The sequence below is a fragment of the Nonomuraea candida genome, assembly GCF_000725485.1.
Classification (GTDB): domain Bacteria; phylum Actinomycetota; class Actinomycetes; order Streptosporangiales; family Streptosporangiaceae; genus Nonomuraea; species Nonomuraea candida.
Genome location: NZ_JOAG01000125.1, coordinates 1 through 1,762, shown reverse-complemented (window position 1 = coordinate 1,762; position 1,762 = coordinate 1). Strand labels below are relative to the sequence as shown.

The following is a 1,762-nucleotide window of genomic DNA, read 5'->3' as shown; positions in this document are numbered from 1 at the left end:
CCTGCGTTCCGCAGATGTGTAGCGAGAAAAGCACACAGTTCTGGGCTGTGAGCTGCGGAAACGCTTGCGGGCACGCTGATGCGGCGTGTCACTAGGCGCAGGTGTTGTGCCTGGTCAGACGTCTGCGGCGGGTGTGGCCTCGACGATCTTCTTCGGGGTTGGGATGTCGAGTTTGGCCAGGATGTCGCGCTGGGGCTTGGTCAGTTCGGCGCGCTGGCGGAAGGTGCCGGTCGGGCCGGTGAAGGTGGCCACGGTAAGCAGGTCGAACTCGTCGCGGATGCGCTTCCAGGTGGAGCCGGTGGTGGCCTCGATGATGCGGATCAGCAGCAGCCCCAGCCAGCACAAGATGACGTGCGCGCGGATGCGTTCCTCCAGCCAGCTTGGGGTCGGAGCAGCGCAGCAGGTACTTGCCGTCCAGGTTCGCCTCGGCCTTGACCTTCGCGGCGTCGATGCGCAGCAGCCCATTCGGAGTGGTGCGCAAATAGCGGTTCAGGCCCGGCTTGGTGGAGATGACGCCGCGTAGCTCAGCGCGTTTGGTGGCGCTCAGCGCGTCGGTGCCGGCGATCACCTCCTCCAGTTGGGCGATCAAGCGCTCGCGGATTGCGGCGTCGCGTTCGGCGCCATCGGGGTTGAAGCAGATGACGAACCGGTCGGCCTCGCCGATCCGGACCTCTTTGACCTTCAGGTTCTCGGCCACGTCCTGATAGCGGCCCTGCCGGGACAGGGCGGCCTTGGCCTCGGCCGAGCCCGAGCGCAGCCGCTCACCGATGATGTAGTGGTGATCGCCCTGGCGCAGGTAGCGGCGGTTGTCGGCGGAGGCGAAGCCGCGGTCACCGACCCACACGATCTTGGACAGCGTCCAGTCCCGCATGTCGTCCTTGACCTGGCGGATCAGGGCGGTGTCGGTGGTGTTGCCGGGCCAGGACCAGATGCGGACCGGGATGCCGTCACGGGTGACGGCCATGCCGATGACGATCTGCGGCAGATCATCGCGGTGATCTTTGGACTTGCCGCGGGAGCGAAAGCCCTTCATCACCGGCTCGTCGCCGTCGCCGTCGCCGTTTTCGGGGTCGGGGTCGGGGTCGGGCAGTCGGATGCCGCGCTCATCGCGGGCGATCGGCTCGTCCGGTTCGTCGATCTCGAAGTAGGTGGAGGTGGTGTCGAAGAACAGCAGGTCGACTTCCAGGTTGAGCAGGGTGGCGACCTGGTCGAACACCTTACGCTCGACGGAGTCTTGGACCTGGTGCAGCCAGTCCATCGCCCGGTAGCAGGCGTCGTCGGAGCAGGCGGGCAGGCCGTCGACGTGAGCGTTGCGGCCGACCCAGTGGGAGGCGGCCAGCTTGGAGGAGGGGTCCAGGGCGCGGTTGGCGACCAGCGCGAACAGCACCCGCTCGGTGAAGACGCTGCGCCGGGTGGAGGCCAGGATGCGCGTCATGATCACATCGATTTTCAGCTGCCGCCACAGCTGGTCGAGGAGATAAACCCCGCCGTAGGCGGCCGAGCCGATGAAGGTCAGCTCCGCGCCCGAGGTGAGGGCGGCGGCCCGGCCTGGGTCCAGCAGCCGGCATAGCGAGCCGACCAGGCGTTCGACGGCGGCGCGGTCGATCTGGTCTTCGCGGCCGAAGTTGTGCAGGACCTTCATCTTGGCGGTCTTGGCGACGGGGTCCCATTCGTTGTGGGCGAGTTGGAGGTATCGCACCGTGGTGCCGTTTTTGTTCTTCCGGGTCGCGGTCCTGACGAACATGTCACCAGACCGTAGCAG

1 pseudogene is annotated in these 1,762 nt (G+C 66.7%); it reads right to left on the bottom strand.

The features are described 5' to 3' along the window. Positions 1-114: 114 nt before the first annotated feature. Positions 115-1,744 (bottom strand): annotated as a pseudogene (locus IO39_RS43320) (IS1634 family transposase). Positions 1,745-1,762: the final 18 nt, after the last annotated feature.